Source organism: Pseudomonas sp. TE3911 (assembly GCF_054062775.1).
On record NZ_JBSSFP010000001.1, the window covers coordinates 5531999 to 5556300 of the forward strand.

A 24302-nucleotide genomic window follows, 5' to 3' on the forward strand; every position below is an offset into this window, starting at 1 on the left:
TGAACAATCCGTTCAGACCGACGCCACTACTGATCATGAGGAATACAACAATGAACATTAAATCCGCTGCTGCTGGTGCCGCTTTCGCGATGGCCGCCGCTACCATGTTTGCTGGTGTCGCCACCCAGGTACAAGCCGCAGACGCGCCAGTGCATTGCTACGGCGTAACCTCCTGCAAGGGCATGAACGACTGCAAGACCGCTGAAAACGCCTGCAAAGGCCAGGCAGAGTGCAAGGGCCACGGCTTCAAGGCTATGACCAAGGCAGCCTGTGACGCGGCTGGTGGCAAAGTCGGCGAATAACCGGCAAACGAGTGCAACCGCAGCGGCAGCCCCCCTCCGCTGCGGACACACTTTCCCCAGGAGTCAGCCATGTCCGCTTCCCTTCCAAGTCTGGGTTACGGCCTGGGTTTACGCAGTGAGTACTACCAGCAGATCCTTGAACAATCGCCGGCCGTGGATTGGTTCGAAGTGATCTCCGAGAATTATCTGGTGCAGGGCGGTAAAGCCTTGTACTTCCTGGACGCGATAGCCGAGCGCTATCCCCTGGTGATGCACGGGGTGTCCCTGTCCATCGGCGGGCCCCACGCCATCGATATCGATTACCTCAAGCAGATCAAACAGCTCGCCGAGCGTATTCACCCGGCGTGGGTTTCCGATCATCTGTGCTGGAGCCGCGGCAGTGCGCACCAGTTGCACGACCTGCTGCCTCTGCCTTACACCGAAGAAAGCCTCTATCACGTCGCCAGCCGCGTTCGCCAAGTGCAGGACGTATTGCAGCGTCCGCTGGTGCTGGAAAACGTCTCCAGTTACGTGCGTTCCAAGGCGGATGAATTCACCGAGTGGGAATTCCTCAACGCCTTGGCTCATCTGTCGGGGTGCCAGTTGTTGCTGGACGTCAATAATGTGTACGTCAGCTCTCGCAACTATGGCTTCGATGCCTGGACCTTTATCCGCAACCTGCCGCCCGACAGCATTCGTCAGCTGCATTTGGCGGGGCATATGGACTATGGCGACTACGTGGTCGATACCCACGACCATCCGGTCTGTGATCCGGTGTGGGCGCTGTACCAACAGACCCTGGAGCACGTGGGGCCTGTGTCGACGCTGTTGGAGCGCGATGACCATTTTCCGCCGTTCGAAGAGCTGCTCACCGAGTTGAGCAAGGCCCGCGAACTGGGCGCCACCGCCTTGGCCAGGAGAGCGGTATGCGCCTGACCGATTGGCAGTTGGCCTTCGAACAGCATTTATTAGCCCAAACCCCCGACGCCAACGGTGGCTTTGCCGCCACTTTATTGGGCGGGCCGACGCTGGACGTAGACACGGGCCTGGCGATCTATCACAACGCCTATATCGCGCGGTTGCAGGAAGTACTGCGGCACGACTTCAGCGCCATCCTCTATTGGCTGGGGGATGATGAGTTTGCGGCGCTGACCCACGCTTATGTACGCCGTTATCCGTCGGCCCATTACAGCTTGCGTTGGTTTGGCGAACGGTTGCCGGCGTTTATCCACGAGCACCTCGTGGCCGAACAAAGTGCACCGCTGGCAGAGCTGGCTAAGTTGGAGTGGGCTTTTACCCTGGCCTTCGATGCGCCGCAGGGTCAGCCGCTGTCCCTGAATGACATGGCGCTCCTGCCGCCCGAGGATTGGCCGGGTTTGCAGGTTGCCCTGACACCGTCCGTGCAGCAGCGACTGTGTCACTTCAACAGCGTGGGCATCTGGCGTGCCAGCAAAGATGGGGCGGATTTCCCAGGCAGCTACACCTTGGACCTGGCGCAGATCTGCCTGGTATGGCGCCTTCATCAGGTGTGCCATTACCGCAGCCTGGAACCTGCGGAAGCCTTAGCATTGGCCGGTATGGTGACGACCGGTTGGACCTTCGCAGAACTGTGTGAGCAGCTAGCAGTCACTTATGCAGAGGGTGCGCCGCTGCAGGCTGTTACATGGCTGAAACAGTGGGTCCAGGACGGTTTGCTCCAACGCCGACCTCCATAGAAGAGGGCTATCAAATCGATAGCCTCCTACTTTTATTGGGATGGTCTACCCTCAGTTCAGACGTCTGAAACAAGGGGGGACTACTCATGCTCGCGCAACTTCCACCGGCCTTACAGAATCTTCAGCTACCGCTGCGTCTGCGACTCTGGGACGGCCATGAATTCAACTTGGGCCCAGAGCCCAGTGTGACCATCGTGGTGAAGGACCCCACGGTCGTCTCGCAACTGACCCATCCCACACTCGACTCACTGGGCGAAGCCTTCGTCGAGGGCAAACTGGAGCTGGAAGGTTCCATCAGCGAAGTGATCCGGGTCTGTGATGAGCTGAGTCATGCCTTGATCGAGGGCGACGGCGACAGTCATCCGGTGCGCTCGATCCACGACAAGGCCACGGATGCAGCGGCGATTTCCTACCATTACGACCTGTCCAATGAGTTCTATCAGCTGTGGCTGGATCAGGACATGGCGTACTCCTGCGGCTATTTCGAAACCGGCAGCGAATCCATCGACCAGGCCCAACAAGACAAATTCCGCCACCTGTGCCGCAAGCTACGCTTGCAGGCGGGGGAGTATTTGCTCGACGTCGGTTGCGGATGGGGCGGGCTGGCGCGGTTTGCGGCGCGGGAGTTCGGGGTGAAAGTGTTTGGCATCACCCTGAGCAAAGAGCAGTTGGTATTGGCTCGGGAGCGAGTCAAAGCCGAGGGACTGGAAGACCAGATCGACCTGCAACTGCTGGACTACCGTGATCTACCCCAGGACGGCCGATTCGACAAAGTCGTAAGCGTGGGCATGTTCGAACACGTCGGCCACGCCAACCTGGCGCAGTACTGCCAGACCCTGTTCGGTGCGGTGCGTGAAGGCGGCCTGGTGATGAACCATGGCATCACCGCCAAGCACACCGATGGCCGCCCGGTGGGCCGTGGCGCCGGGGAGTTTATCGAGCGGTACGTGTTCCCGAACGGTGAGTTGCCACACTTGGCAATGATGACCGCCGAGATCAGCGAAGTCGGGCTTGAAGTCGTCGACGTCGAAAGCCTGCGCCTGCACTACGCGCGAACCCTGGACCATTGGAGTGAGCGGCTGGAGGACAACCTGGAAGCGGCGGCCAAGATGGTGCCAGAACAGGCGTTGCGTATCTGGCGGTTGTACCTGGCCGGTTGCGCCTATGCGTTTGCACGGGGTTGGATCAACCTGCACCAGATCCTCGCGGTGAAGCCTCACGCGGATGGTAGCCATGAACTGCCGTGGACGCGGGAAGACATCTATCGCTGATCTGATGTTCCAGAAAGGTGGAGATCCAACTGTGGGAGGGGGCTTGCTCCCGATAGCGGTATATCAGTCGCCACCCGTTGACTGACCCCCCGCTATCGGGAGCAAGCCCCCTCCCACATTTTGTTTTGTGTTGTCTGGTTAAAGGATTGGTGAGATCAAGCGCGCCACACGCATCCCAAGTTGTTGCAGGCGCCGTGTTTCGCGGCTTTCTTCCTGGCTGACTTCATGGGCCTGCGCGAAGTCATCGAGCAGCATATGCTCCACCTCCTGGGCGAAGGCTTCATCGACGGTCAGCAGCATCACTTCAAAATTCAGCCGAAACGAACGGTTGTCCATGTTGGCACTGCCAATGGCGCTGATCTCGCTGTCCACCAACACCACCTTCTGATGCAGAAAGCCCGGCGTGTAGCGGAACACCCGCACTCCGGCGCGCACGGCTTCGATGGCGTAGAGGCTGGAGGCGGCATACACAATGCGGTGATCCGGCCGCGACGGCAGCAGCAGGCGCACATCCACTCCGCGTAGTACCGCCAGGCGCAGGGCGGCAAACACCGCTTCATCGGGGACGAAATACGGGCTGGTGATCCATACCCGCTCGGTCGCTGCGTGGATGGCCTCGACGAAAAACAGCGAACAGGTTTCATACGGATCGGCCGGACCGCTGGCGAGCAATTGGCAGAGCACGCCATCTTCGGGATAGGTGTCCGGCAAGATCAGCGGCGGTAGTTCGCGCGCGGCCCAGAACCAGTCTTCGGCAAACGACTCCTGCAGGCACGCCACCACGGGACCGGTGACCTGTACATGGGTGTCGCGCCATGGCGCCAATGGCGGTTTTTTGCCCAGGTATTCATCACCCACGTTATGTCCGCCGACAAACCCGGTGATGCCATCCACCACCACGATTTTGCGATGGTTGCGAAAGTTGACCTGGAAGCGGTTGAGCCATCCACTGCGGGTGGCGAAGGCCTTGACCTGCACGCCGGCGTCGCGCAGTGATTGCACGTAGCGATGGGGCAGGGCGTGACTGCCAATGCGGTCGTAGAGCACGTAGATGGCCACGCCTTGGGCAGCCTTTTCTTTCAGCAGCGTATGTAATTGGCGGCCAAGTTCATCGTCATGAATGATGAAAAACTGAAACAACACAGCGGTTTTGGCGTTTCGAATGGCTTCAAAGATCGCGCTGAAGGTGGTGTTGCCATTGATCAGCAGGCGTACTTCATTGTTGGCCAGGCACGGCATGCGACCCAGTTTGGGCATGGCGCGCAACGAGGCGTAAGCACTGGAGTTGCGCGCAGCGAGCGCCTCCTCAACCCAAGGACGCCAGTTCAGCGCGGTGATGGCGGTGTGCATTTCCTGATTGGCCTGGCGCCGCGCCTGGATATACGCGTCGAAGGTGCTGCGGCCAAAAATCAGGTAGGGGATCAACGTGAGATAGGGCATGAACATCAGCGACAAGGCCCAGGCTATCGAGCCTTGAGCGGTCCTGACGGTCAGCACCGCGTGGATCGCGGCGAGAGTCCCGAGAAAGTGCAGCGTGGCGATGAAGTAGGCGAGCAGGTGCGGGCCAAAGAAATCCATGGACGACAGTACTCCAGACAATCCAATGCCTAACAGACCATGTTCGGCTGCGAATGTCGCTATTTTATTTGGCGTGCAACACTGGCGCCTTTGCAGCGTCTAACGCCCACAATTGCCCAGGAGTTACCCGATGAATGCTCGTCTGCTCTGTTTATCCATGGTTGTTGGTTTGTCGTTGCCGGCGGCAGCGCAGGCGCAGATGCTGGCGCCGGGCTTGTGGGAATTGACCACCAGCAATATGAAAGTCGATAACCAGGACCTGCCGGACCTGTCGCTGATCCTCGGTCAGCTCAAGCAACAGATGACCCCCGAACAGCGCGCGATGCTTGAAAAGCAGGGCATCACCATGGCAGGTAAAGGCGTGCAGGTGTGCCTCACTCCAGCCCAGGTCGCCTCGGACTCAATCCCTTTGACCGACCCGCAATCGGGCTGCAAACAGGAAGTGACCGACAAAACCGGCAACCAGTGGAAATTCCGTTTCAGCTGCCCGAAAGCTCAGGGCACTGGAGTCGCCACTTTCCAAAGCCAGAAAGAATTCACCACGACCGTCAACGGCACCTTCAATGCCACCGGTATTCAGCAGAAGGGCAGCCTGGACACTCACGCCCAGTGGCTGGGCAACGATTGCGGTACGGTCAAACCACGCGCTTAACGCAGAAAGTGCAGCGGCAAACCCTGGCAGCTGTCGACCACCTTGCCGTTGTGCCAGGCCAGGTGGCCGGAGACCAGGGTGGTGCTGACGCTGTGGCGAAAGCTGCGCTCTGCAAAGGGCGTCCAGCCGCAGCGGGCAAGAATCGGCTCATCCCTGACCGGCTTACCTTCGGGCTCGGGTTTGATCAGCACCAGGTCGGCCCAATACCCTTCACGCAGATAACCACGGTCCGGGATAGCAAACAGGTCGGCGACCCGGTGGCTGGTCTTCGCGACCAGCGTGGCCAGCGGCAGCAGCCCGTCTGCCACCAGCTCCAGTAACGCCGGCAGCGCATGTTGCACCAGGGGCAATCCCGACGGCGCTTCGCGATAGGCCAGTTGTTTTTGCGCCCAGGTATGCGGCGCGTGGTCTGTGCCAATCACATCCAAACGATCATTCAATAACGCCTGGCGCAACGCGTCGCGGTCGGCACGGGTCTTGATCGCCGGGTTGCATTTGATCTGATGGCCGAGGCGGTGATAGTCCCGGTCATCGAACAGCAAGTGGTGCACACAGACTTCGGCGGTGATGCGTTTTTGTGCCAGGGGCTTGTCTTCAAACAGAGCCAATTCGCGCGCGCTGGTGAGGTGCAGCACATGCAGGCGCGTGCCGTGGCGCTGGGCTAACTCCACCGCGAAAGAGGACGAGCGATAGCAGGCCTCGGCGTCGCGGATCAGGGGGTGCGCGACGGCGGGGATGTCATCGCCGAAACGCTCGCGCAAGCGCCGTTCGTTGGCCTGGATACTGGGCGTGTGTTCGCAGTGAGCCAGGAGGATGGTCGGGACTTCGGCAAACAGACGCTCCAGGATCCGTGGGTCGTCCACCAGCATATTGCCGGTGGACGCGCCCATGAACACTTTGACTCCCGCCACCTCGCAGGGGTCGAGGGCGGCGACGATGTCGAGATTGTCGTTACTTACCCCGAAGTGAAAGCCGTAGTTGACCACCGAGTGCAGGGCCGCGCGGCGTTTTTTATCGGCCAGCGCCTCCAGGTTCAGGGTGGCCGGGTTGGTGTTGGGCATGTCCATCACACTGGTGATGCCGCCAGCCGCGGCCGCGCGGGACTCACTGTAGAAACTGCCTTTGTCCGGCGCGCCGGGGTCACGAAAGTGCACCTGGTCGTCGATCATGCCCGGCAGTAGCCATTGCCCCTTGGCGTCGATGGCCAGTGGCGCGTTACAGCCGGTGATGCTGCTGGCGATCTTTTCGATGCGGCCATTGGCGACCAGCACGTCGGCGTCGAAAATCTGGCCCTCGTTGACCAGGCGGGCGTTGCGGATCAGCAGGCGGCTCATGGCTTAGAACTCGTTTTGCAGGGCTTTGTAACCGCGCACCAAGTCGACGTTGGTAAGTGCCACGTCTTCGGAAAACTCCGAGGCGCTGACGCTCACCGGTGGGAATTGCGACAGGTCGGTATTCGGTCCGATGCGGGTGGTGGAGGGCACGTAGAACGCGGCGGGTAAATCACGACCGTCGACCACCGAGTTATGGCGCACCACGCAACCATCGCCCACGGCGCAGTTGAACAGCACGCTGTTGAAACCGATGAATACGCGGTCGCCAACTGAGCAAGGGCCGTGGACGATGGAGCGGTGGGCGATGGAGGTGAACTCACCGATGGTCACTGCCGCGCCGGATTTGGAGTGGATGACCACGCCGTCCTGGATATTGGAATTGGCGCCGATGGTGATCGGATCCATGGCGCCGCTGGCGTCGACTTCGTCTGCGCGGATCACCGCATACGGGCCGACGAAGACGTTCTCGCCAATGATGACCTTGCCGCAGATGATGGCGGTCTTGTCGACGTAGGCCGATTCGGCAATCACTGGCAGATCGCCGGAAGGGTTCTTGCGGATCATGCGCTGGGCTCCGTGATGATGTGGACGTAGTCGCCATCAATGGCGTTGTAGAAACAGGTGGGCCGGCCTGTGTGGCAAGCCGGGCCGAGTTGGTTGACGATCAGCAGCACCGCGTCGCCGTCGCAATCCAGGCGTGCTTCCACCAACTGCTGCCAGTGACCGGAGCGTTCACCTTTGCGCCACAGTTGCTGGCGCGAGCGTGACCAGTAGCAAACTTGCCCGGTAGTGAGGGTTTCGGTGAGGGCCCGGCGGTTCATCCAGGCCAGCATCAACACCTCGCCGCTGCTGTGTTGCTGGGCGATGGCGGCAATCAGGCCATCGCTGTTCCATGGCAGGGCATCGAGCACCGGTTTGAGTGGGAAGCGACTGCCTTTGGCTGCCCCTTCCAGTTCGAGCATGCTCAGGTTCATGGCTTGCTCAGGGCGGCGCACAAGGTGTTGAGGTTGTATTCGAACAGCCCTGTAAACGTGCTGGCCGGGCCTTCGGCGGCGAGGGCGTCGGAGTACAGCGTGCCGCCGATCTGCGCGCCGCTTTCGTCGGCAATTTGCTTGAGCAGGCGCGAGTCTTTGATGTTTTCCATGAACACGGCTTTGACCTTGTCTTTGCGGATCTGTGTGATCAGCGCAGCGACTTCAGCGGCAGAGGGTTCACGTTCGGTAGACAGGCCTTGGGGGGCGAGGAACTGAATGCCATAGGCCTGGCCCAGGTAACCGAAAGCGTCATGGGAGGTGACGATGCGGCGGTTGCCTGGGGGCAGAGCACTGAATTTGGTCTTGGCTTCGGCCAGCAGGCGGTAGATTTCTTTCAGGTAGGTTTGGCTGTTGCGCAGGTAGTCGGCCTTGTTGGCCGGGTCGGCAGCCACCAGCGCCTTGGTGATGTTGTTCACATAGATTTCAGCGTTGGCCAGGTTATGCCAAGCGTGCGGGTCGGGGATGGTTTCGCCATCCTCTTCCATGGTGTGGGAGATCACGCCTTTGCTGGCGGTGACCACCGTGGCTTTGGTTTCGGTGCTGGTGACTAAGCGGCCCAGCCAGGGTTCGAAACCGAGGCCGTTCTTGATGATCAGCTTGGACTTGAGCAGCGCCTTGGCATCGTCCGGTGTGGGCTCGTAGGTGTGGGCGTCGGCATCCGGGCCGACCATGTTGCTGATCTGAATGTGGTCGCCACCGATCTGGTGCGTAATGTCATTGAGAATACTGAAGCTGGTGACCACCTGGAGTTTGTCGGCGGCCTGGGCCATCGACAGCGGCAGCAGCAGGCTGAACAGCACGAGTAGAGCGCGCATCGGGAGACACCTCATTGGGATGTAAGCAGGGGCGGGCGGCGCATCAAACCGTGCACCGGACCGAAGACCACGGACAGCAGGTACCCAGCGCCAGCCACCAGCACAATCGCCGGGCCGCTGGGCAGTGAGTAGTAGAACGACAACAACAAACCAAGCCATACCGACAGGCATCCCAGCACCGCCGACACCGCAATCAACACCGGCAGGCGCCGGCTCCAGAAACGTGAAGCGATGGCGGGTAACATCATCAGACCCACCACCATCAACGCGCCGATGGCCTGGAAACCGATCACCAGGTTCAGCACCACCAGGGTTAAAAACAGCCCATGGGCCAGCGGGCCAAGGCGGCTGACGGTTTGCAGGAACAGCGGGTCGAGGGTGTCCAGCAGCAGTGGTTTGTAGATCAGTCCCATGGCGACCAGGCTGAACCCGGACACCCAGAGCATTCCGGTAAGGGTGGTTGCGTCGACGGCCAAGGCAGAGCCGAACAGCAAGTGCAAAAGATCCAGGCGTTTACCGGCGAGGCCGAGGATCAGTACGCCAGCGGCAAGGGAAATGGGGTAGATGGCGGCGAGGCTGGCGTCTTCGCGCAGGCCGGTACGGCGAGTGATCCAAGCGGAGAGGCCAGCCATGCTCAGGCCGGCGCCGAGGCCGCCGATGGTCAGCGCCGGCAGGCTGAGCCCGGCGAACCAGAAACCCAGCGCAGCGCCGGGCAGGATGCCGTGGGCCACGGCGTCACCGATCAGGCTCATGCGGCGCAGGATCAGGAAGACACCCAGCGGGGCAGTGCTGCACGCGAGTACAAGTCCGCCGATCAGTGCGCGGCGCATAAAGACGAAGTCGAGGAAGGGCATCCATAAGTGGGCGGCGAAGTGCATCAGGCCACCTGCATCTGGGGCTGCGGGCGGATCAGCTCTTTGCTATCGCCGAACACACAACCGGTGTTTTTGATTTGCAGCACTTGCTCGGTGTGGTGGCGTACGGACGCCAAATCGTGGCAAACGATGACCAGCGTGCGGCCTTCGGCATGCCAGGCGTGGATATGTTTCCAGCACAGCGTCTGGCCGTCCTCATCGAGGGCTGCGTGGGGTTCATCGAGCAGCAACACCGGCGAATCGGCCAAACTCATGCGGGCGAGCAGGGCGCGTTGCAATTGGCCGCCGGACAACGCCATCAGCGGGCGCTGTTCCAGGCCACTGAGGCACCAGTCTTCCAGCACTGCTTGCAGGCGCTGATTGCGTTGTTGCGGGGGGAGTCGGGTGCCCCAGAAACCGGCGGCGACCAGTTCTTGCAGGCTAATGGGAAATTGGCGGTCAAGGTGTTGCTGCTGAGGCAGGAACGCTAGGCCGCCCCGGCGTGGAACATCGACGATCACCTTGCCAGCCAGCGGCTTTTGCAGGCCGGCGATGACTTTGAGCAGGCTACTTTTGCCGCAGCCATTGGGACCAATTACGCCGGTGAGGCTACCTTTTTCCAGCATGAGATCTATGGCGGGTGTGAGTGGTTGTCCGGGGGCGCCCCAGCGCAAAGCGTTGCAGGTGATCATTCAGGGTGTCTCGTCCAGCGGCTTTCAGCCACGGCATCGTGCGCGTGCAGGCTTTCGGCGTGGATCACTTTGAGGTGGAAGGCGTTGACGGCATCCGAGCGTTTCAAGGCGAGGTTCAGACGGCGGGCGGCGTCTTCGCAGAACATTAGGTTCTGTCCGTTGGCCAGGGCGAAGGCTTGTTCGTCCGCACGTTTCACAGCGGTTTGTACGGCGGTGCCGAGTGCAGTTTCGGCGTCGTTGATGATGTCGGTCAGCGCCAGTTGCTCGCCTCGCAGGTGTACGTGCAACTGCGCGCTGCTGCGCTGGCTGTGGGGTGTGGCGACGATGCCGTCTGCGCTACCGAGCCAGGTCAGTACGTCTTCATGCTGCAACGGCGTGTCGGCGAAGTCTTCGAGAAATTGCTGCTGAATCAACTGCCTGGCCAGGGCAGCGGAACAGGGGCAAGTTGAGGAATAAGTAACGTTAATTTTTAGTTCCACGTGGAACATCTGGTTTTCCAGGCGCGCTTCGATGCTGACTGGGTAGCCTTTCCAGCCAGCTAAGGGGCTGACCAGCGCCGGGCGTTTCAACAGCAAATTCGTGTGCAGACGCAGGTAGGCGTTCTTAGATAAATCTTCATGACTGTCGAGAAAACGCTGCAGTACATTGCGCAGAAGTGCAGGCGTGAGGGGCTGCTGGTCGAGCATCTCCAGTGCCAGGTACAGGCGTGACATATGAATGCCACGGGCGGTGCCGTCATCCAGGCTCACGCCGGCATCGGCGGTGGCGGTCAGGCGCTGACCGTCGATCAGGATTGGCAGGGCGATGCCGCACATGCCGACCCAGTCGAGTGGCAAGGCTTGGCGTGAAGCCTGCGCGGCGATATCCGGCAGAGTCAGCGCGTTCATGAGCAGGTCCATCGTTGGAAATAATTCGACATGTTATAGTATAACAATAGAGTCTACGATGAATTTTCTGTCGTAGCCTTTTTTCAGTCATGTCGAGTACGGACGCTCCTTTATCTGCGGTATTTGTCATGCACAGACGTCAGCTTCTCAATCTGCTCTTGGCCAGCCCCTTTTTTGTTTTGCCGCTCACGGCCTACGCCACGCAGATTCGTAACGCGCGTTTATGGCGCTCAGATGACAAGCTGCGGTTGGTGTTCGACCTCAGCGGTCCGGTGCAGTACAAGACCTTCTCCCTGACGGCGCCGGAGCGCCTGATCATCGACCTGAGCGGCGCGGTTCTCAGTGGCGACTTTTCTCAACTGGAGTTGAAGAACACCGGAATCACCTCGATTCGCTCGGGGCATTTCGGCAAATCGGATACGCGCATCGTGCTCGATCTGGCCGCACCGATGCGGCTCACCAGCTTTGTGTTGCCGCCTCAGGAGGGTCAGGGGCATCGCCTGGTGCTCGATCTCACTGGCGCCACTCAGGCGCCACGTCAAATCGCGGCTGAACGTGCGCCCTTGGTGGCGCTAGTGGAAAAGGCGCATCCCAAGCGCGACATCATGGTTGTGGTCGACCCCGGCCACGGCGGCAAAGACCCGGGCGCTATCGGCTCCAAGGGCCAGCGCGAAAAAGACGTGGTGTTGTCCATCGCCCAACTGCTGGCCAGGCGTTTGAAGCGCGAGAAGGGCTTTGACGTGAAACTGGTGCGCAACGACGACTTCTTCGTGCCGCTGCGCAAGCGCGTGGACATCGCCCGTCAGCACAAGGCCGATATGTTTATCTCGGTGCACGCCGATGCAGCGCCGCGCCTCACCGCTTCAGGGGCGTCGGTGTATGCGCTGTCGGAGGGCGGCGCGACCTCGGCCACCGCACGCTTTATGGCCCAGCGCGAAAACGGCGCGGACCTGTTGGGCGCTACCACGTTGCTCAATCTGAAGGATAAAGACCCGATGCTGGCCGGCGTGATTCTCGACATGTCGATGAACGCCACCATCGCCTCAAGCCTGCAACTGGGCAGTTCGGTGCTCGGGAGCCTGCAAAGCATTACCAGCCTGCATCAGAAACGTGTGGAACAGGCCGCGTTTGCAGTGCTCAAGTCACCGGATGTGCCCTCGATCCTGGTGGAGACGGGCTTTATCTCCAATGCCCGAGACGCCCAGCGCTTGGTGACGGCGCGTCATCAACAGGCGGTGGCGGATGGCTTGTTCGATGGCCTGAAAAACTACTTCCAGAAGAATCCGCCGATGAACAGCTACATGGCGTGGGTGCAGGAACAAAAGAATGGTCAGGCCTAACAGCCGGTAATGCGGCTGCAGGTGAACTTGGCGCTGGCCCCGCCGGAGCTGGAGAAGCGATTGATCGTGGTCCAACCCACGCGCCGCGTGTAGCCGACCCACGCCTCCCCATCTGACGCCAAACCAGTAAAAAACGTCAGTTGCCCATAACGGCTGTTGGTCTGTGCCCAATAGCGTTTGCCGACCACCTCGAAACCGCGCAAATACGTGGTTCTGCCCTCGGTCGACACACTGTAGGCGTTGCCCAGTGGGTCGACACAGGCCAGCAGGTTGGCGCTGCGCGTGCAGTTGGCCAGCAGGCTGGGCGCTTGGGCGCAAGCGGTCCCTGCCGCTGCCAGTAACAGGGCGCACAACAGGTATTTCATAAGGTTTCTCGGGGCAAGGATGCGTTCAAGCATTGCCCTCTTTGTCGAAGCGAGCAAGGGGGGATTGGCTTATTTGTATTGTTATACTATAACATTGAAAGACAGCCTGACCCGTGAACCTCTCCCCATGACTGAACAAGACCTGCTGACCCAACCGCCTGCCGACTACATGAATGAAGCCCAGCATGGCTTCTTCCGCGAACTGTTGTTGGCTCAGCGCACTGAACTGCAAGCGCGTATCGAAGGCGAATTCCTGGTGCTGCGCGAGCAGCAAACCAACAGCGACCCGGCTGACGTGGGCAGCGCCGAAGAGCAGCGCCAATGGCAACTGCGCCTGCTGGAACGGGAGAAGAAGCTGCTGGACAAGATCGACGACGCCCTCGAACTGTTGGCCCGTGGCGAATATGGCTGGTGCCGCGAAACCGGCGAACCCATCGGCCTGCAACGTCTTCTGCTGCGTCCCACCGCCACCCTGTGTATCGAAGCCAAAGAACGTGAAGAGCTGCGCGAACGCCATAAACGGGCGATTTGACCGGCTAACCCTGATGAGGATTACCTGATGCCCAATCGTCTCCCCGTTACCGTGTTGTCCGGCTTTCTCGGCGCCGGTAAAAGCACATTGCTCAACTATGTCCTGCGCAACCGCGAAAATCTGCGCGTGGCGGTGATTGTCAACGACATGAGTGAAATCAACATCGACGGCAGCGAGGTGCAGCGTGACGTCACCCTCAACCGTTCCGAAGAAAAGCTGGTGGAGATGAGCAACGGCTGTATCTGCTGCACCTTGCGTGAAGACTTGCTTGAAGAAGTCGGAAAACTCGCCAAGGAAGGTCGGTTCGATTACTTGTTGATTGAATCCACCGGTATCTCCGAACCGTTGCCGGTGGCAGAAACCTTCACCTTTCGCGATGAAAATGACCAAAGCCTGGCCGATGTTGCGCGCCTGGATACCATGGTTACCGTGGTCGATGGCATGAACTTCTTGCTCGACTACCAGGCCGCCGAAAGCCTGGCTTCGCGGGGCGAAACCCTCGGGGAAGAAGACGAGCGTTCAATCACCGACCTGTTGATCGAGCAGATCGAATTCGCCGACGTCATCTTGATCAGCAAGATCGACCTGATCAGCAGCAGCGAACGTGAAGAGCTGATGGCTATCCTTGAGCGCCTCAATGCTCAGGCGGAAATCATCCCGATGGTCATGGGCGAGGTGCCGCTGCACAAGATCCTCAACACCGGCCGCTTTGACTTCGAGCGTGCGGCCCAAGCGCCAGGCTGGTTGCAGGAGCTGCGCGGTGAGCATGTACCGGAAACCGAAGAATATGGCATCGCGTCCATGGCCTATCGCGCACGCCGCCCGTTCCATCCGCAACGCTTCTTTGACTTTATCGATCGACCTTGGGTAAACGGCAAACTGCTGCGCTCAAAGGGCTTTTTCTGGCTGGCCAGCAAGCATCAGGACGCCGGTAGCTGGTCCCAGGCAGGCGGCCTGATGCGTCACGGGTTTGCCGGACGCTGGTGGCGTTTCGTACCGAAAAGCCAATGGCCACAAGACCAAGAAAGCGTCGCGGCGATTATGGGCAACTGGCAACTGAGCACCGGCGACTGCCGCCAGGAACTGGTGTTTATCGGGCAGAACATCGACTTCGCCCACATGCGCGTGGAGTTGGATGCGTGCTTGCTCACCGATGAAGAAATGGCCCTTGGCGTGGAAGGGTGGCGCCTTTTGGCTGATCCGTTTGGTCCCTGGTATGAAGAGGCAGCCTGATGCTGGCACCGGCTATCCCCCTGCGCCCCGTGATTCGCCAGACCTGCGGTGAAACCCCGCTGGTGCTGTCCGACATCCTCGAAGACGGCGTGAACCTGGCGCTGTGGCAGCGCCAGTTGCCGCTGCATATCGCTGAGTTCGGCGCCTTGCTTGTGGCACTCAACGAGCCGTTGGCTGATTCGATGGTGATCGAACTCAACAGCGAAGACGCCAAGCCGAACTTGCGAGGATTGGCGTCCAGTTGCCGCGATCTTGAAGGTTATGAAGGCTTTGTCGCCGATGTGTCGTGGCTGGTCAGTGCTTTTGCCTGTCTGCTCGGCGCCAAGCGCATAGGCGTTCGTCTGCGATTGTTGGATAAAGCCATGTGCCCGCGTTTTCACGTCGATCATGTGCCGGTGCGGCTGATCACCACCTATGCAGGTATCGGCAGCCAGTGGTTGCGTGAAGGGGTAATGGACCGGCGCAAACTCAGCCAACCGGACGCCGAGCCCAGCGAGCGCATTGAGCAGATTCAGTGCGGTGAAGTGGCCCTGCTCAAGGGCACCAAATGGCATGGCAACGAAGGCCACGGCCTGATCCACCGCTCCCCCGCGCTGAAAGCGGATGAGCGCCGATTGATTCTGACGCTGGATTGGCTCGCGTAACCGCGTAGGATCAAACGCTCTACACGGTCCGAACGATGGCACTTATGCTGCAGAACATTCCCACCCACGTGATTGCCGGGCCCCTTGGCGCTGGCAAGACCAGCCTGATCAAGCACCTGCTCGCCCAACGCCCGGCCAACGAGCGCTGGGCGGTGCTGATTAATGAGTTTGGGCAGATCGGCCTGGATGCTGCGTTGCTGACCCAGGACGACGACGGCATTGCCTTGGGCGAGGTCGCTGGTGGCTGCCTGTGTTGTGTGAATGGCGCACCGTATTCCAGGTAGGCCTGGGCCGGTTGCTGCGTAAGGCCAAGCCGGATCGGTTGTTTATCGAACCCTCGGGCCTGGGCCATCCTGCGCAGTTGCTCCAGCAGTTGCGCGAAGCGCCGTGGCAGACGGTGCTTGCGGTTCAGCCTTGTGTGCTGGTGCTGGATGCCCAAGCGCTGGCTGCGGGCAAACCCTTGCCGCCAGCGCAGCAGGAAGCGTTGGCCAGTGCCGGACTGTTGGTGTTGAACAAGGATGAGGGGCTGGATGCTGCGCAACGCGAGGCCGTCGAACGACAGCTACCCGACCGTGGCATTTATTGGACGCGGCAGGCGTACGTGCCGCTCGGCAAACTGCCAGGTTTGAATGCGCAGGCTGAAGAGGCTGTGGATAACGTCGAGGTGCCCAAGGGGCTGGCTCAATTGCCGGCTATCTGGAGCGATCCGGCATTGCCGATCTGCCTGAGCCAGGCCCAGGAGGGCGGTTGGAGTATCGGTTGGCGCTGGCACCCGAGCCAGAAATTCGATTCCGAGCGTCTGCACCTGTGGCTGACATCGCTTGAGTGGCGCCGCGCCAAACTGGTTATCCACAGCCGTGATGGGTGGATATCGGCCAACGCTGTGGATAACAGCCCGCTCGCCTTTCACCCCAGTGAATGGCGCCGCGACTCACGTATCGAATTGATCTTCAGCACACCACAGGATATGGCTGCATTGCAGGCCGCGCTGACTGCCTGCCGTTACTGACGGTTTTTAGTCGCATGGTTCTGACGCCATTGGCTCAGCTCAATGACTTCAGCACTGGGCAGCGCTTCCTTGGCCTCGAACGGGTAGGGCGCCAGTTCGATCTGCGCGCTATGGGCGCCAAATTGCGTGATGGTCCCGCTGTGACGGGTCTCGCCCGTGACGGTGAACTCGAAATTATAGATACGCGCCAGACGCCGCCGGCCATTGGCGTCCTTCACAAAACCGATGCGTTTCAACGCTACGGCACCGTCGAGCAATTCGATATCGAGCTTGGCGCAATGCTGCTTCACCCGCGCGAGCGCCCGTTCGCGCAGGCCGTGGTTGTGCCAAACCCAGGCGGCGCCGGTCGCCAGCAGCATCAACACGAAGATGTTTCCCAGGGTCAGCATGCGAAAAACTCCAACAAAGTGAGAGCAGCTTAACTGTGTCGCTGGCCTGTCGTACAGGCTGTGTTTAGTCGCATACTGCGCGGCCAGAATTTCAATGGCTTTACGGAAATCCCCTGCATGAAACGCACACCTCATCTGCTTGCGATCCAGTCTCATGTGGTCTTTGGCCACGCCGGAAACAGCGCCGCCGTGTTCCCCATGCAGCGGGTCGGGGTGAACGTCTGGCCGCTTAACACTGTGCAGTTCTCCAACCACACCCAGTATGGCCAGTGGGCGGGCGAAGTGTTGGCGCCGCAGCAAATTCCGGCGTTGGTGGAAGGGATTGCCGCCATCGGTGAGTTGGGCAACTGTGATGCGGTACTGTCCGGCTATCTGGGCAGCGCGGCCCAGGGCCGGGCGATTCTCACCGGTGTGGCGCGTATTAAAGCGATCAATCCCAAGGCCTTGTACCTGTGCGACCCGGTGATGGGTCATCCTGAAAAAGGCTGCATCGTGCCCCAGGAAGTCAGCGATTTCCTGCTCAATGAAGCCGTCGCCATGGCCGACTTCCTGTGCCCCAACCAACTGGAATTGGACAGCTTTGCCGGGCGCAAACCGCAATCGCTGTTCGATTGTCTGGCTATGGCCAAGGCGTTGCTGGCTCGCGGGCCTAAAGCCGTGTTGGTCAAACACTTGGATTACCCGGGCAAGTTGCCGGATGGTTTCGAGATGCTGCTGGTGACCGCCGACGGCAGCTGGCACCTGCGTCGACCGCTGCTGGCGTTCCCGCGCCAACCGGTGGGCGTGGGCGACCTGACCTCGGGGTTGTTCCTGGCGCGGGTGTTGTTAGGCGACAGCCTGCTGGCCGCGTTTGAATTCACCGCAGCGGCCGTGCACGAAGTGCTGCTGGAAACCCAGGCTTGCGCCAGTTACGAGTTGGAGTTGGTGCGGGCCCAGGATCGCATTGCCCACCCACGTGTGCGCTTTGAAGCCACCCCGATCGGATTGTAAGTACACAACACCCAATGTAGGAGGGGGCTTGCTCCCGATGGCGGTGTATCAGCTACCTAAGTAATGGCTGACCCACTGCAATCGGGGGCAAGCCCCCCCCACATTTTTGATCGGGTTTGCGGCTTGGGACTTACAGCGCGTCTGCCTTGATTTCCTGGTAGCGCTTCTCCAGCTCCTGGCGAATCTGCCGGCGTTGCTGGGCCTGCACGAACCGGCGCTTGTCTTCACTGTTATGGGGTTGCAGCGGTGGTACGGCAGCGGGTTTACGCTGGTCGTCCACGGCCACCATGGTGAAGAAGCAGCTGTTGGTATGACGCACCGAGCGCTCGCGGATGTTCTCGGTCACCACCTTGATGCCCACTTCCATCGACGTATTGCCGGTGTAGTTGACCGATGCAAGGAACGTCACCAATTCGCCGACATGGATCGGTTCGCGAAAAATCACCTGATCCACCGACAACGTCACCACATAGCGACCGGCATAACGGCTCGCACAGGCGTAGGCCACTTCGTCGAGGTACTTGAGCAGGGTGCCGCCGTGGACATTGCCTGAGAAGTTGGCCATGTCAGGGGTCATCAATACCGTCATCGACAGCTGGGCGTTTCCGGGTTCCATAACACACTCACGGGTTGTAGGCATTGGTTGGGGTGCACCTCTGCGGGTGCTGGAATCTTTGCAGCGCCATCCCTTACGGGACGCCGGTGGGCGGCTTGCCGTCACGCCTGCACCGATCTGTTTCCATATATTGCACCGGCTTTCTGCTGGAAGTCGCGGTGTTAACCTTCAAAAGCCCATGTCAGGGCATTTCTTACGATCAAGGCAGACTTTTCCTTCCGCACTTTGCGCATTTTCATGTGCGTGGGCGGAAGTGGGAAAAGCGCCAGTACCCTCAAGGAGCCCCTCGCCATGCACGCCATCAGCTTTATCCAGGACTTGGCCGTGATCATGCTGGTGGCAGGGGTGGTCACCATCCTGTTTCACCGCCTCAAGCAGCCGGTGGTGCTGGGTTACATCGTCGCCGGCTTCATCATCGGCCCCCACACGCCGCCGTTCGGTCTGATCCACGACGAAGACACCATCAAGACCCTCGCCGAGCTAGGGGTGATCTTCCTGATGTTCTGCCTGGGCCTGGAGTTCAGCCTGCGCAAGTTGTTCAAGGTGGGCGCGACGGCGTTTATCGCAGCCTTCCTGGAAATCATCCTGATGATCTGGATCGGCTACGAAATCGGCCGCTGGTTCGACTGGAACACCATGGACTCACTCTTCCTCGGCGCGATCCTGGCGATTTCCTCGACCACCATCATCGTCAAGGCCCTCAATGACCTGAAAATGAAGAACCAGCGTTTTGCCCAGCTGATTTTCGGCGTGTTGATCGTTGAAGACATCCTTGGCATCGGCATCATCGCCTTGCTGTCGAGCATCGCCGTCAGCGGCACCGTGAGCTCCGGCGAGGTGTTCTCCACCGTCGGCAAGCTCTCGCTGTTCATGATCGTCGCCTTGGTGATTGGCATCTTGCTGGTGCCGCGTCTGCTGGCTTACGTAGCTAAGTTCGAAAGCAATGAGATGCTGCTGATCACCGTATTGGGCCTGTGCTTCGGCTTTTGCCTGCTGGTGGTCAAGCTGGAATACAGCATGGTGCTGGGGGCTTTCCTGATCGGCGCGATCATGGCCGAGTCCAAGCAGTTGATTAAGATAGAACGCCTGATCGAGCCGGTTCGCGACATGTTCAGCGCCATCTTTTTTGTGGCGATTGGCTTGATGATTGACCCGCAGATCCTGCTGCAATATGCCTGGCCAATCGCGGTAATCACCGTGGCCGTGGTGCTGGGCAAGATGCTGTCCTGCGGCCTTGGCGCATTTATCGCCGGTAATGACGGCCGCACCTCACTGCGCGTGGGCATGGGGCTGTCACAGATTGGCGAGTTCTCCTTCATTATCGCCGCGCTGGGCATGACCTTGCAGGTAACCAGCGACTTCCTGTATCCGGTGGCGGTGGCGGTTTCGGCGATCACTACACTGCTCACGCCCTACCTGATTCGCGGTGCTGATCCCCTGTCGCTGAAGATTGCGGCAGTGATGCCCAAGCGCATGAGTCGGGTCTTCGGGATGTACGGCGAGTGGTTGCGCAGCATTCAGCCTCAGGGCGAGGGCGCGATGCTAGCGTCGATGATCCGCAAGATCATCCTGCAAGTAGGGGTGAACCTCGCGCTGGTGATCGCGATCTTCTTCGCTGGCAGCTTTTTTGCGGTGCGCATTGGCGGGTATCTGGAGGGTTGGATCAGTGATCCGAGCTGGCAGAAGGCGTTGATCTGGGGAGGGGCGTTGTTGTTGTCGCTGCCGTTCTTGATAGCGGCTTACCGCAAGCTCAAGGCGCTGTCGATGCTGCTGGCAGAAATGAGCGTGAAGCCGGAAATGGCCGGGCGACATACCCAGCGTGTGCGAAGGGTAATCTCGGAGCTGATCCCGATTCTGTCGCTTCTGGTGATCTTTCTGCTATTGGCAGCCTTGTCGGCCAGCATTTTGCCGACCAACAAGTTGCTGGTGCTGATTGCAGTAGTCGCGGCGGCGGTAGCGGCCGTTCTGTGGCGCTGGTTCATTCGCGTGCATACGCGGATGCAGGTGGCCTTGCTGGAGACTCTGGATAATCACAAGGACACGTCGGAGCACTAAGGTGCTGCGGTGCATTCGCTTGTGGCGAGCGAGCTTGCTCGCCACAAAAACCGGTCCGCCACGGGTCACAGGACTCAGCTTTCCAGCCAAACATCCCGCGCCCAGTGCCACACCGATTCCCACGTCTCTTCAGTGACGAGTTCTTCTTCGCCGGACCACAGCACCACGGTGCCGTCTTCTTCAACGCAGTAGTAGTCGTCGCCGTCCTGGCAGATCGGGATCATGCTGCGGTCAACGCCGGCATCCCAGGCGTTGGCTGCCACATCCGGCAGGTACGTGTGGGATTGCGGGTCGGTGACGGTCACCGGTTCCAGGCTGCCGTACACCACATCGCTGACGGTCAGCAGGAATTCACGGAAGACAAACGGGATGTCGATGAACAGTTGTTCTTCGATTTCCACCAGTTGATCTTCGTCAGGCAGTTCCAGAGGAACCGGGACCGGTTCGTTGGCTTCACGCAATTGTTCGATGATTTCTTCCACGGCCGGGATCCTCTTGCTAGATGGCGCGGTTTATAGGGGCGTTTTATACAGTAGCTCGCTATAAGTGCAACCGTGAAATAGAAAACCCCGGACATGAGACATGTCCGGGGTTTTTCGTTACGGCGTGCTCAAGCGCGTGGGTATCAGCCGTTTTGGCGAATACCGGCGACCAGCCATGGCTGGTTCTCGCCTTGAGGGCGTTCCATGTTCCAGCTTTCGCTGAACACTTCGCCCTGGTCGAAACGCGAGGTCTTCGACACACCGCTGAAGGTCAGGGTAGCGATGGTCTTGTCGGCGCGATCATCCACACCGTCCAACTGAACGCGCAGGTCGTCAATGTAGGTCGACTGGAACGCGTCGCCGATCTCGGCACGTTCGCGTTTGAGGAACTCCAGCAGTTGCGGGGTCACGAACTCGGCGATCTTGTCCATTTCGTTGGCGTCCCAGTGTTGCTGCAGGGACTGGAAGTGGCTGCGGGCCGCTTCGACGAAGCGCTCTTCATTGAACCAGGCCGGTGCGTTGATCACCGGACGGGCCGCAGCAGGCGCTGCCGAACCACCAAAGATCGAGCCCATGGCTGGTTTCTGCTCGAACACTTCACGCTGCATTGGCGCGCCGGCTGGAGCCAGGTGCTCCTGCTGCTTGCGGCGACGGGCGGCGATAAAGCGGAAGACCAGGAAGGCGATGACGGCCATGATCAGGATGTCGAAGATCTGCATGCCCTCGAAGCCGCCGCCCATGAACATGGAGGCGAGCAGGCCACCGGCCGCTATACCGGCCAGAGGGCCAAGCCAGCGTGAAGCACCGCCAGCCTTGGCTGCGGCGCCAGCAGCACCGGCTGCGCCTGCGGAAGCGGCAGCACCGCCTGCACCGGCGGATGGAGCCATTTGGCTGGTCTGGTGAGTCGGTGCCGCACCCGAGCTTTTGCCGCCACCGAAGCGTTTGGCGTTGGCGTCGAGGCTCATCGTCAGGCCGATGCACAACGCCATGGCGATGCTAAGAAAACGTTTCATAAAGGGAATTCCCATTTGTGGATTGCACGCGCGCCATGTTGCACAGGTGTAGTGGCAGTGGCTAGCGGCATAATGTTTCGGGCTTTTGCGTAAGACCGATTCCGAAGGATCTGTAGGACTGATTACTGATATTGGCCCGCGCTCGTTGAATACAAGGGCGGGCCAATAAGCTTCATGTAGGCAAATGTTTCAGACCGCTTCGAGCTTCGCGTAACCCATCATCAGCCATTTGCTGCCTTCGGCGAAGTTCACCTGCACTCGTGCCTGGGCGCCAGCGCCTTCGAAATTGAGGATCACGCCCTCACCGAAGACCGCATGCCTGACCTGCTGGCCCAAGCTGAACGGAGTTTCCGGAATCTCGGAACCGGCAAACATACTGCTGGAGTTCTGTTGCTGGCCGCCGCCGAACGGGCGGCTGACGCTGTTGGAAAGGCGAACTTCCTGAATCAGGCCCTTCGGTACTTCACGTACGAAGCGCGACACCTTGTTGTAGGTCTCGCTGCCGTACAAGCGTCGGGTCTCGGCGTAGGTCATGACCAGGTTCTGCATCGCCCGAGTGATACCCACGTAGGCCAGGCGACGTTCTTCTTCAAGACGGCCGGGCTCTTCCAGGCTCATCTTGTGGGGGAACAGGCCTTCTTCCATGCCCACCAGGAACACGTACGGGAATTCCAGGCCCTTGGCGCTGTGCAAGGTCATCAGCTGGATGCTGTCTTCATGCTCATCGGCCTGGGTATCACCGGCTTCCAGCGAGGCGTGGCCGAGGAATGCGGCGAGTGGGGTCAGCTCTTCGTCTTCCTCGGTGTTTTCGAACGCGCGGGCGGCGCTGACCAGTTCCTCAAGGTTTTCTACTCGGGCCTGGCCTTTTTCGCCTTTTTCCGCTTCGTGATAGGCGATCAGTCCGGACTGCTCGATCACGGTCTGGGTCATCAAGTGCAGGGGCATTTCCAGGCACTTGGCGGCCAGATTCTCGATCAGCTCTACAAACACGCCCAGCGCACCCGCTGCCCGCCCGGTCAGGCCTTTGTTGGCGATCAGCAAGCGCATGGCTTCCCACATCGACACGTCGGCGTGGCGCGCGTGGTCGCGGATTGCTTCGACGGTTTTTTCGCCGATACCGCGGGCCGGGATATTGATCACCCGCTCCAGCGCCGCATCATTGCCGCGACCTTCCAGCAAGCGCAGGTAGGCCATGGCGTTCTTGATTTCCGCACGCTCGAAGAAGCGCTGACCGCCATAGATGCGGTACGGGATGCGTTCGCGCAGCAAGGCTTCTTCCAATACCCGCGATTGGGCGTTGGAGCGGTACAGAATCGCGATATCGCTACGTGCCAGGCCGGTTTTCAGGGCGCTTTCAATGGTTTCCACCACGTAGCGCGCTTCATCGTGCTCGTTGAAGGCTGCGTACAGATTGATCGCTTCGCCTTCGCCGCCGTCGGTCCACAGCTCTTTGCCCAGGCGTCCGGTATTGTTGGCGATCAAGGCGTTGGCGGCCTTGAGGATGCCAGCGGTAGAACGGTAGTTCTGCTCCAGACGGATAGTGACCGCGTCCGGGAAGTCTTCGGAATACTGGTAGATGTTCTCGATTTTCGCGCCACGCCAGCCGTAGATGGACTGGTCGTCGTCACCCACTACCATCAGGCTGTCGCCGCCCTTGGCCAGCAGGCGCAACCAGGCGTACTGCACGGCGTTGGTGTCCTGGAACTCATCCACCAGAATGTGGCGGAAGCGTTTCTGGTAATGGGCCAGCAAGCCGGGGTTGTCGCGCCACAGGTCGAGGGCGCGCAGCAGCAGTTCGGAGAAGTCGATCACGCCGGCACGTGCGCAAGCAGCCTCATAGGCTTCATAAATGCTGCGCATGGTGGCCAGGAAAAGATCGCCGCTGGCTTGAATATGTTGCGGGCGCAGGCCTTCGTCTTTCTGGCCGTTGATAAACCACTGCGCCTGGCGCACGGGCCAACGCTGTTCGTCGAGGCCGAGTTCGCGGATCACGCGCTTGACCAGGCGTTGCTGGTCGTCGCTGTCAAGGATCTGGAAGGTCTGGGCGAGGCCAGCTTCCTGCCAATGGGCCCGCAACAGGCGGTGCGCAAGGCCGTGGAAGGTGCCGACCCACATGCCGGCCGGGCTGATGCCCATCAACTGTTCGATGCGATGGCGCATCTCGGCAGCGGCCTTGTTGGTGAACGTCACCGACAGGATGGAGTGCGGAGACGCGTTTTCGACCTGGATCAACCAGGCGATACGGTGCACCAGCACTCGGGTTTTACCGGAGCCAGCACCGGCCAGGACCAACTGACGGCCAACGGGGGCCGCTACGGCCTGGCGTTGGGCATCGTTGAGGGAGTTCAGCAAAAGAGAGAGATCATCGCGCATCGGCGCATTCTAGGGTGCTGGGGGGAGTCGGGCAAATCCCAATGCCGGGTGGTCGATGGAAAATATTCAACGTGATCCGGGCCGGCTCAATATTCTGCTCAGGGTGATGACCGGTCGGTCAATGCCCACAGCCCGCGCCGGGTCTCGC

Annotated in this window: 25 protein-coding genes and 1 pseudogene; 12 read left to right on the top strand and 14 right to left on the bottom strand. The window is 60.1% G+C overall.

Annotated elements, in window-relative coordinates; translation table 11 throughout:
- Nucleotides 1-50 precede the first annotated feature (50 nt).
- The 4 genes from bufA2 (at nt 51) to cfaB (ending at nt 3267) form a co-directional block, all read left to right on the top strand.
- A complete protein-coding gene (gene bufA2 / locus ACVWXD_RS25060; RefSeq protein WP_032884507.1) occupies nt 51-302 on the top strand; it encodes a BufA2 family periplasmic bufferin-type metallophore in 252 nt (83 codons plus the stop codon).
- 69 nt (nt 303-371) lie between these two features.
- The gene (gene bufB, locus ACVWXD_RS25065) at nt 372-1217 is read left to right on the top strand and encodes an MNIO family bufferin maturase (RefSeq protein ID WP_457371446.1); all 846 of its coding nucleotides are present in this window, start codon (nt 372-374) and stop codon (nt 1215-1217) included.
- On the top strand, nt 1208-1996 hold the full coding sequence (locus tag ACVWXD_RS25070) for an HvfC/BufC family peptide modification chaperone (RefSeq protein ID WP_457371447.1): 789 nt from the start codon (nt 1208-1210) through the stop codon (nt 1994-1996). Before bufB ends, ACVWXD_RS25070 begins: the two co-directional genes overlap by 10 nt.
- A gap of 86 nt (nt 1997-2082) precedes the next feature.
- On the top strand, nt 2083-3267 hold the full coding sequence (gene cfaB / locus ACVWXD_RS25075; RefSeq protein WP_032884504.1) for a C17 cyclopropane fatty acid synthase CfaB: 1185 nt from the start codon (nt 2083-2085) through the stop codon (nt 3265-3267).
- Nucleotides 3268-3405: 138 nt separating this feature from the next.
- Here cfaB and cls read toward each other — a convergent pair whose 3' ends face one another.
- Nucleotides 3406-4845 (bottom strand): cardiolipin synthase, encoded by a 1440-nt coding sequence (gene cls / locus ACVWXD_RS25080; protein WP_401380653.1) that lies wholly within the window; start codon nt 4843-4845, stop codon nt 3406-3408.
- A gap of 130 nt (nt 4846-4975) precedes the next feature.
- Here cls and ACVWXD_RS25085 point away from each other — a divergent pair, with 130 nt between their 5' ends.
- Nucleotides 4976-5497, top strand: a complete 522-nt coding sequence (locus tag ACVWXD_RS25085; RefSeq protein WP_457371448.1) for a DUF3617 domain-containing protein — start codon at nt 4976-4978, stop codon at nt 5495-5497.
- Here the strand turns inward: ACVWXD_RS25085 and ACVWXD_RS25090 are convergent.
- Genes ACVWXD_RS25090 through folE2 form a run of 7 tightly spaced genes read right to left on the bottom strand, consistent with a single transcriptional unit; the run spans nt 5494 to nt 11113 of the window.
- Nucleotides 5494-6831, bottom strand: coding sequence for a dihydroorotase (locus tag ACVWXD_RS25090; protein ID WP_181643043.1), 1338 nt, complete (start codon nt 6829-6831; stop codon nt 5494-5496). The genes ACVWXD_RS25085 and ACVWXD_RS25090 overlap by 4 nt on opposite strands.
- Before the next feature lie 3 nt (nt 6832-6834).
- Nucleotides 6835-7395 carry a gamma carbonic anhydrase family protein gene (locus ACVWXD_RS25095; RefSeq protein WP_032884500.1) on the bottom strand — a complete coding sequence of 187 codons (561 nt, stop codon included), beginning with the start codon at nt 7393-7395 and terminating at the stop codon, nt 6835-6837.
- Nucleotides 7392-7805: a phosphoribosyl-AMP cyclohydrolase gene (gene hisI / locus ACVWXD_RS25100; RefSeq protein ID WP_095185253.1), complete on the bottom strand. Its 414-nt coding sequence runs from the start codon at nt 7803-7805 to the stop codon at nt 7392-7394. The genes ACVWXD_RS25095 and hisI overlap by 4 nt, the downstream gene beginning before the upstream one ends.
- Complete coding sequence (locus tag ACVWXD_RS25105) at nt 7802-8680, bottom strand: metal ABC transporter substrate-binding protein (RefSeq protein ID WP_457371449.1); 879 nt, start codon at nt 8678-8680, stop codon at nt 7802-7804. The genes hisI and ACVWXD_RS25105 overlap by 4 nt, the downstream gene beginning before the upstream one ends.
- 11 nt (nt 8681-8691) lie before the next feature.
- Entirely contained in the window at nt 8692-9558 is an 867-nt protein-coding gene (locus ACVWXD_RS25110) for a metal ABC transporter permease (protein WP_032884497.1), read from the bottom strand.
- A complete protein-coding gene (locus ACVWXD_RS25115; RefSeq protein WP_260366974.1) occupies nt 9558-10226 on the bottom strand; it encodes a metal ABC transporter ATP-binding protein in 669 nt (222 codons plus the stop codon). The genes ACVWXD_RS25110 and ACVWXD_RS25115 overlap by 1 nt, the downstream gene beginning before the upstream one ends.
- On the bottom strand, nt 10223-11113 hold the full coding sequence (gene folE2, locus ACVWXD_RS25120) for a GTP cyclohydrolase FolE2 (RefSeq protein WP_457371450.1): 891 nt from the start codon (nt 11111-11113) through the stop codon (nt 10223-10225). Before folE2 ends, ACVWXD_RS25115 begins: the two co-directional genes overlap by 4 nt.
- A 128-nt stretch (nt 11114-11241) precedes the next feature.
- Between folE2 and ACVWXD_RS25125 the strand changes: the two genes are divergently transcribed.
- Complete coding sequence (locus tag ACVWXD_RS25125) at nt 11242-12453, top strand: N-acetylmuramoyl-L-alanine amidase (protein ID WP_457371451.1); 1212 nt, start codon at nt 11242-11244, stop codon at nt 12451-12453.
- Here ACVWXD_RS25125 and ACVWXD_RS25130 read toward each other — a convergent pair.
- On the bottom strand, nt 12450-12818 hold the full coding sequence (locus ACVWXD_RS25130) for a glutamine synthetase (protein ID WP_095185250.1): 369 nt from the start codon (nt 12816-12818) through the stop codon (nt 12450-12452). The two genes, ACVWXD_RS25125 and ACVWXD_RS25130, sit on opposite strands and share 4 nt — an antisense overlap.
- A 127-nt stretch (nt 12819-12945) precedes the next feature.
- Between ACVWXD_RS25130 and dksA the strand changes: the two genes are divergently transcribed.
- The 4 genes and pseudogenes from dksA to ACVWXD_RS25150 all read left to right on the top strand — a co-directional run bounded on the left by dksA (nt 12946) and on the right by ACVWXD_RS25150 (nt 16236).
- Nucleotides 12946-13350 carry an RNA polymerase-binding protein DksA gene (gene dksA, locus ACVWXD_RS25135; protein ID WP_260366977.1) on the top strand — a complete coding sequence of 135 codons (405 nt, stop codon included), beginning with the start codon at nt 12946-12948 and terminating at the stop codon, nt 13348-13350.
- A 27-nt stretch (nt 13351-13377) separates the two neighbouring features.
- The gene (gene zigA, locus ACVWXD_RS25140) at nt 13378-14583 is read left to right on the top strand and encodes a zinc metallochaperone GTPase ZigA (protein ID WP_095185249.1); all 1206 of its coding nucleotides are present in this window, start codon (nt 13378-13380) and stop codon (nt 14581-14583) included.
- Nucleotides 14583-15227, top strand: coding sequence for a DUF1826 domain-containing protein (locus tag ACVWXD_RS25145; protein WP_457371452.1), 645 nt, complete (start codon nt 14583-14585; stop codon nt 15225-15227). Before zigA ends, ACVWXD_RS25145 begins: the two co-directional genes overlap by 1 nt.
- Before the next feature lie 44 nt (nt 15228-15271).
- Nucleotides 15272-16236, top strand: a pseudogene (locus tag ACVWXD_RS25150) (CobW family GTP-binding protein).
- Here ACVWXD_RS25150 and ACVWXD_RS25155 read toward each other — a convergent pair.
- The gene (locus ACVWXD_RS25155) at nt 16230-16625 is read right to left on the bottom strand and encodes a DUF3301 domain-containing protein (protein ID WP_032884488.1); all 396 of its coding nucleotides are present in this window, start codon (nt 16623-16625) and stop codon (nt 16230-16232) included. The pseudogene ACVWXD_RS25150 and the gene ACVWXD_RS25155 overlap by 7 nt on opposite strands.
- A gap of 117 nt (nt 16626-16742) precedes the next feature.
- On the opposite strand from ACVWXD_RS25155, the gene pdxY reads away from it, so the two are divergent.
- Nucleotides 16743-17615, top strand: a complete 873-nt coding sequence (gene pdxY, locus ACVWXD_RS25160) for a pyridoxal kinase PdxY (RefSeq protein ID WP_260366980.1) — start codon at nt 16743-16745, stop codon at nt 17613-17615.
- A gap of 130 nt (nt 17616-17745) precedes the next feature.
- Here pdxY and ACVWXD_RS25165 read toward each other — a convergent pair whose 3' ends face one another.
- Nucleotides 17746-18231: an acyl-CoA thioesterase gene (locus tag ACVWXD_RS25165; RefSeq protein ID WP_003177014.1), complete on the bottom strand. Its 486-nt coding sequence runs from the start codon at nt 18229-18231 to the stop codon at nt 17746-17748.
- Nucleotides 18232-18522: 291 nt separating this feature from the next.
- Here ACVWXD_RS25165 and ACVWXD_RS25170 point away from each other — a divergent pair, with 291 nt between their 5' ends.
- On the top strand, nt 18523-20286 hold the full coding sequence (locus tag ACVWXD_RS25170) for a cation:proton antiporter (protein ID WP_032884486.1): 1764 nt from the start codon (nt 18523-18525) through the stop codon (nt 20284-20286).
- A 74-nt stretch (nt 20287-20360) separates the two neighbouring features.
- Here ACVWXD_RS25170 and ACVWXD_RS25175 read toward each other — a convergent pair whose 3' ends face one another.
- The 3 genes from ACVWXD_RS25175 to uvrD form a co-directional block, all read right to left on the bottom strand.
- Complete coding sequence (locus ACVWXD_RS25175; protein ID WP_017739032.1) at nt 20361-20768, bottom strand: SMI1/KNR4 family protein; 408 nt, start codon at nt 20766-20768, stop codon at nt 20361-20363.
- A gap of 143 nt (nt 20769-20911) precedes the next feature.
- Nucleotides 20912-21781, bottom strand: a complete 870-nt coding sequence (locus ACVWXD_RS25180) for a Tim44 domain-containing protein (RefSeq protein ID WP_032884485.1) — start codon at nt 21779-21781, stop codon at nt 20912-20914.
- Between the two features lie 189 nt (nt 21782-21970).
- Entirely contained in the window at nt 21971-24154 is a 2184-nt protein-coding gene (gene uvrD, locus ACVWXD_RS25185) for a DNA helicase II (RefSeq protein ID WP_095185244.1), read from the bottom strand.
- Nucleotides 24155-24302 lie beyond the last annotated feature (148 nt).